Consider the following 5593-nt stretch of genomic DNA (forward strand, 5'->3'; position numbering starts at 1 on the left):
ACCGCGCTCACCGTCTCGCCCAGCTCCCACGGGTCGCGCCGCCCCAGCCGGTGCCTGCCTCGCCCGGCCCGCCCCAGCCGCGCGAGGCTGTGGGCGCCGGCGGCCACCCCGGCCACCCCGGCCAGGACGGCAACCAGGTCCCGGACGGCCAGGCCCCGGACGGGGGTTGTGGACAATCGGAGGCCCTCCTCGTGCTGGTCGGCTACGCTCCCCCACCGGGGACCCGACGCGGGATCGGGACGGTTCAGCGCGGGTCGGACGCGGGTCGGGTCGGGCGCGGGTTCGGACGCGGTCGGACGAGGGACGCACGGGTCGGGCGCGGGGTCGGACGAGGGACGGGACGGTCGGGCGGTGGGCTGGACGGGCTGGGTCGGGATCGGGCTGGGCGTGGGCGGCGTGGCCATCCTCGCCTGGACCGCGCTGGCGCGCACCCCGGCGCCCGCGACCGCGGCGCCCGGTGCGGATCCGGGCGGCGGGAACGGGTGGACGTTCGAGGCGTACGAGGCCGGGTGGCGGGAGGTGCACCTGCTCGGTGAGGAGGCGCGCCCCGGGGGGCGGCTGGCCGCCTGGTACCTGCGGCTGCCCTATGCGGTTGGGTCGCCGCTGGCCAGGGCGGGGGTGGATCCCGACCTGGTGACGCTGGCGGCGCTGTGGGTGGCCCTGGCGGCCGGGTGGACGGCCACGCTCGGGCCGGGGTGGGCGGCGGCCGCGGGGGGGCTCACCCTGCTGGCCGGGGTGGCCGACTCGGTCGACGGGGCGGTGGCGGTCATGCAGCGCCGGACCAGCGCCTTCGGGTTCGTGTGGGACTCGACGGCCGACCGGCTGGCCGACCTGGCCCTGATCGCCGGGCCGGTGGCGCTGGTCGCGACCGGGGCCGGGCCGGGCTGGGGGGCGGCCGCGGTGGCCGCCGGGACGGCCGCGGCCGGGCTGGTGCTGCTGCTCGAGTACGTGCGGGCGCGGGCCCAGGCCGGGCAGGTGGCGGCGGCCTGGACGCTGGCCACCCCGGGCGAGCGGCCGACCCGGGTGATCGTGCTCGGGCTGGCCGGCCTGGCCGTTGGCGCGGCCCAGCTGGGTGGCGACGGCCTGGCCGGGGCGGCCCTGGACGCCGGCTACCCCCTGGCCCTGGCCGCCCTGGCCCTGCTCGAGGCCGTCGGCTGCGTCCAGCTCCTGCTGGCCGTGCGCCACGCTTCTTCCCGGCTGCGGTAGGCTCAGGCGCTCAGGAGGCACGAACGCCGGCAACCCCATATCCTCGAACCGCCATGCTGGAATCGATCAAGCAACCAAGCGACCTACACTCCCTCAGCGGCGACGAGCTCACCGAGCTGGCCGCCGAGATCCGGGACTTCCTCATCCGGGCGGTGGCCGTCCGCGGCGGCCACCTCGGCCCCAACCTCGGCGTCGTCGAGCTGACCATCGCCCTCCACCGGGCCCTGGACTCGCCCGTCGACCGGATCGTCTGGGACACCGGCCACCAGGCGTACGTCCACAAGCTGCTCACCGGCCGCCAGGACGACTTCGCCGGCCTGCGCACCATGGGCGGGCTCTCCGGCTACCCGTCGCGGGCCGAGAGCCCCCACGACGTGATCGAGAACTCCCACGCCTCGACCGCGCTCGGCTACGCCCTCGGCCTGGCCGAGGCGCGCCGGGCCGGCCAGGGCGAGGGCCGGGTGGTGGCGGTGGTCGGCGACGGCTCCCTCACCGGCGGGGTCGCCCTGGAGGCCCTCAACCTGATCGGCCACCGCAAGCCCGACCTGCTGGTGATCCTCAACGACAACGGCCGCAGCTACGCCCCCACCGTCGGCGGCCTGGCCGGCCACCTGGCCCCGTTCCGCCTCCACCCCGGCTACGAGGCCCTGAAGAAGGGCGTCGAGGAGACGTTCGGCCGGGTACCGCTGGTCGGCGAGGGCATGGTCGAGGCGGCCAAGCGGGTCAAGGAGGGGGCCAAGGCCCTGGTCGCGCCCCGGGTGGTGTTCGAGGACCTGGGCTGGCAGTACGCCGGCCCGGTCGACGGCCACGACCTGGCCTCCCTGGAGAAGGCCATCGACCACGCCAAGCGGGTGCCGGGCCCGGTCCTGCTCCACGTGATCACCCAGAAGGGCCGCGGCTACCCGCCGGCCGAGGAGCACGAGGAGGACAACCTCCACTCCCTCGGCGCCTTCGACCCCGAGACCGGGCGGGCCCTGCCCAAGTCGGGCGACGAGGTCCAGTTCACCGAGGTGTTCGGCCAGGCCCTGCTGGACGAGGCCCGCCGCCACCCGGAGCTGGTCGCGATCTCCGCCGCCATGCTCGGCCCGACCAACCTCACGGTGATGCAGCGCGAGTTCCCCGAGCGGGTCTACGACGTCGGGATCGCCGAGCAGGTCGGGGTGACCATGGCCGCCGGCATGGCCCTCCAGGGGCTGCGGCCGGTCTGCGCCATCTACTCGACCTTCCTGCAGCGGGCCTTCGACCAGGTGATGATGGACGTCGCCCTGCACCGGCTGCCGGTGATCTTCGTGCTCGACCGCTCGGGCATCACCGGCGAGGACGGCTCTTCCCACCACGGGGTCTACGACGTGACCTGGCTGCGGGAGATCCCCAACCTGGTCATCGCCTCGCCGCGCGACGGCAACGAGCTGCGCCGCGCCCTGGCCAGCGCGATCGCCCACACCGCCGGGCCGTTCGCCATCCGGTTCCCCAAGTCGACCACGCCCCGGCTCACCGTCTCGGGCCCGGTCCGCAAGGTCAAGCTGGGCGCCTGGGACGTGCGCACCCGCGGCAAGGACGTGCTCCTGCTCGGCCTTGGCAGGCTGGCCGTGACCTGCGAGGAGGCAAGCCGGCTGCTGAAGCAGGACGGGATCAGCGTGACCCTGGTCGACCCCCGCTGGGTGAAGCCGCTCGACCCGCGCCTGGGCGCCGTGGCCGGCGCCCACCGGCTGGTCGCCACCGTGGAGGACAACGTGCTCGCCGGCGGGTTCGGCTCGGCCGTGGCCGAGGTCCTGGCCGACGAGGAGGTCGGCACGCCGCTGCTGCGCCTCGGCATCCCCGACCAGTTCCTCCCCCACGGCAAGCGCGAGCTCCTCCTGGCCGAGCTCGGCCTCGACGCCGTCGGCATCGCCGAACGGGTCCGCAAGGTGCTCCACCGCCTGGAGCCCTGACCGCCCGCTCACATCCTGACCAGCACTCCGAGCAGCGCCTCCATGGCGGCAGCCTACGGGCTGGCGCGGCGCCAGAGGGCGATGGTGGCGGTGACCATGGCGAACCCGAAGCCGAGATCCTCGACGGGGGCGCAGACGACGCGGAGGCCGAGGATCTGGTCGGGGTCGTAGCTGACGATCGGGGGGCAGGTCAGGACGCCGTTCACCAGGAGCTGGAAGAAGGCGACGATGGCCAGGGCGACCCAGTAGCGGGGGTCGCGGAACAGGCCGGTGCGCAGGACCAGCAGCTCGAGCAGGACGGCGAGCACGACCCCGCAGGCCGAGGCGAGGGTGTACTCCCCGATCACCGGGACGCCCGGCGGCGGTCGGGGGCGGGGAGGAGGCGGACGACGGCCTGGTAGGTGAGCAGGGCGCAGGTCGGGACGACCACGAAGAAGACCAGCTCCTCCAGGGGGAGGCCAAGCAGCTCGATGCCGGTGGTGTAGCGGGCGCTGTAGGTCCAGTGGCCGCGGCGGATGGCGACCCAGTCCCACAGGTTGAAGACGAGGAACACCGGGACCAGGGCGGCCAGCCAGCGCCGGGGCCGGCGGTACACCCCCGCCTTGAGGACCAGCTCGAGGGGGAGGGTGACGAGCAGGCAGGCGGCCATCAGGACCAGGTAGGTGGCGCGCCCGAACACGGCCCCGGCCTCCTAGGAGCCGGCGGGCCGCCCGGGGCCGTCGCCGGCTCCTGGGCGGCCCGCCGGCCACCGCGCGACTGTCCTAGCCGGGCAGGTCGGTACCCTGGTAGTCGCGGCACTTGACCGACTCGTCGACCTGTTCGGTGGTGTTCGGCAGGTCGATCCGGCAGTTGCTCCGCTCGTACTGGACACCGGCCCAGAACGCGGCCAGGAGCAGCAGGATCGTGATGAGCAGCGAACCACCGCGGCGCATGCTGCCTCCTCGGACGGGTGGGCCTGGGGGGCGGAGCCTACCCCAATGGCCGCCCTCACCCGCGGTGGCCGAAGTTCATGCCGGCGAACATCGCCTCGGTCCGCTCCATCGCCTTGACGACCTCGGCCATGTCCTGGGCCACCTCGGTGTCGATCTGGGGGAACAGGAACTGGTTGAGCGGCTCGTTGGCGCCGACCTGGAGTCCGTACTCGTCCATGTACTCGCCGATGGCGAACTCCCAGGTGAACAGGGCGGCCGCGTCGTCGGCGGGCAGGTGCAGCCAGTAGGTGAGGTAGCGGTTGCGGGCCAGGGAGAAGGTGCGGGTGCCGTCCCGCTTCTCCTGGGCCAGCTGGTAGCCGAGCAGTCCCAGCTCGTCGTCGAAGGCCATGTCGGAGCATTCTCGCGGGCCGGGCCGGGAAGCGCCAGCGCTGCGCCTCCGTGCGTTGTCGGTCCTGCCTGCTTAGAATTCTCTGGCCGGCCGGTGTCCGCCGGGTGGCGACCGATCCTGGGACTGACCTTGGCCAGAAACACCGCCGACCTGGACGCCCTCGTCGGCCGGACGCTGGGCCGCCGCCGCTACGAGGTCGTCGCCCGCATCGCCCAGGGCGGCATGGCCATCGTCTACCGCGGCCACGACCGGCAGCTCGACCGGGTGGTGGCGATCAAGGTCCCCCGCCCCGAGTTCGCCCGCGACCGCGGCTTCTCCGACCAGTTCCGCCGCGAGGCCCGCACGGCGGCCCGCCTGTCCCACCCCAACGTCGTCGCCGTGTACGACTCGGGCGAGGAGCGGGGCCTGCCCTGGATCGTGATGGAGCTCGTCAGCGGCCGCACCCTGCGCGACCTGCTCGACAGCCAGCGGCAGCTCAGCCCCGAGACCACCGCCGAGCTGCTCGGCCCGGTCGCCGACGCCCTCGACCACGCCCACCACGCCGGCGTGGTCCACCTCGACGTCAAGCCGGAAAATCTCCTCTTGACCAGCGAGACGGTCAAGGTGGCCGACTTCGGGCTGGTCCGGGCGGCCGCCCAGCGCGGCCACGGGCAGGCGCTGGCCGCCACCGTCCACTACTGCGCCCCCGAGGTGCTGCGGGGCGGGGTGGTCGACGGGCGGGCCGACGTCTACGCCCTCGGGGTGGTCGCCTGGGAGTGCGTGAGCGGCCGGCCGCCGTTCGAGGGCGACCCCCGCCAGGTCGTCCAGCAGCACCTGGGCGGCCGGGTGCCGCCGCCCTCGCGCGTGGTCGGCGGGATCCCGGAGCCGTTCGACACCGCCGTGGCCCGGGCCACCGACCCCGACCCGACCCGCCGGTTCCTGCGCGCCTCCGACTTCGCCGCCGCCATGGGGGCGCCCCGGCGCCGCCGGGTCGACGAGACCCTGCGGGCCACCACCACGCTCCCGCCCGGCGGCGCCGACACCACCACCGGCTGGGCCCCGGCGGCCGGCGCGGCCGCGGCGGCCGGGGCGTCCGGGGCGGCGACCCAGGGGCTGGCCGGGCACACCCAGGGGGCGGCCACCCGGAGCCTGGACGG

Annotated in this window: 7 protein-coding genes; 3 read left to right on the forward strand and 4 right to left on the reverse strand. The window is 74.9% G+C overall.

Annotated features, from left to right (window positions below; translation table 11 throughout):
- The first annotated feature begins 351 nt into the window (after positions 1–351).
- Positions 352–1206 carry a CDP-alcohol phosphatidyltransferase family protein gene (locus tag VF468_07415; protein HEX5878133.1) on the forward strand — a complete coding sequence of 285 codons (855 nt, stop codon included), beginning with the start codon at positions 352–354 and terminating at the stop codon, positions 1204–1206.
- A gap of 53 nt (positions 1207–1259) precedes the next feature.
- Positions 1260–3137, forward strand: coding sequence for a 1-deoxy-D-xylulose-5-phosphate synthase (dxs, locus tag VF468_07420; GenBank protein HEX5878134.1), 1878 nt, complete (start codon positions 1260–1262; stop codon positions 3135–3137).
- A 53-nt stretch (positions 3138–3190) separates the two neighbouring features.
- Here the strand turns inward: dxs and VF468_07425 are convergent, their stop codons facing one another.
- From VF468_07425 to VF468_07440, 4 genes are all read right to left on the reverse strand, one after another.
- Positions 3191–3484, reverse strand: coding sequence for a lycopene cyclase domain-containing protein (locus VF468_07425; protein HEX5878135.1), 294 nt, complete (start codon positions 3482–3484; stop codon positions 3191–3193).
- On the reverse strand, positions 3481–3816 hold the full coding sequence (locus VF468_07430) for a lycopene cyclase domain-containing protein (protein HEX5878136.1): 336 nt from the start codon (positions 3814–3816) through the stop codon (positions 3481–3483). The genes VF468_07425 and VF468_07430 overlap by 4 nt, the downstream gene beginning before the upstream one ends.
- 82 nt (positions 3817–3898) lie before the next feature.
- Positions 3899–4069 carry a hypothetical protein gene (locus VF468_07435; protein HEX5878137.1) on the reverse strand — a complete coding sequence of 57 codons (171 nt, stop codon included), beginning with the start codon at positions 4067–4069 and terminating at the stop codon, positions 3899–3901.
- A 55-nt stretch (positions 4070–4124) separates the two neighbouring features.
- Entirely contained in the window at positions 4125–4457 is a 333-nt protein-coding gene (locus VF468_07440) for a hypothetical protein (GenBank protein HEX5878138.1), read from the reverse strand.
- A gap of 129 nt (positions 4458–4586) precedes the next feature.
- Between VF468_07440 and VF468_07445 the strand changes: the two genes are divergently transcribed.
- On the forward strand, positions 4587–5593 hold a 1007-nt coding region (locus VF468_07445), incomplete at its 3' end, for a protein kinase (GenBank protein ID HEX5878139.1).

The sequence above is a fragment of the Actinomycetota bacterium genome (assembly GCA_036280995.1).
GTDB lineage: Bacteria > Actinomycetota > CALGFH01 > CALGFH01 > CALGFH01 > CALGFH01.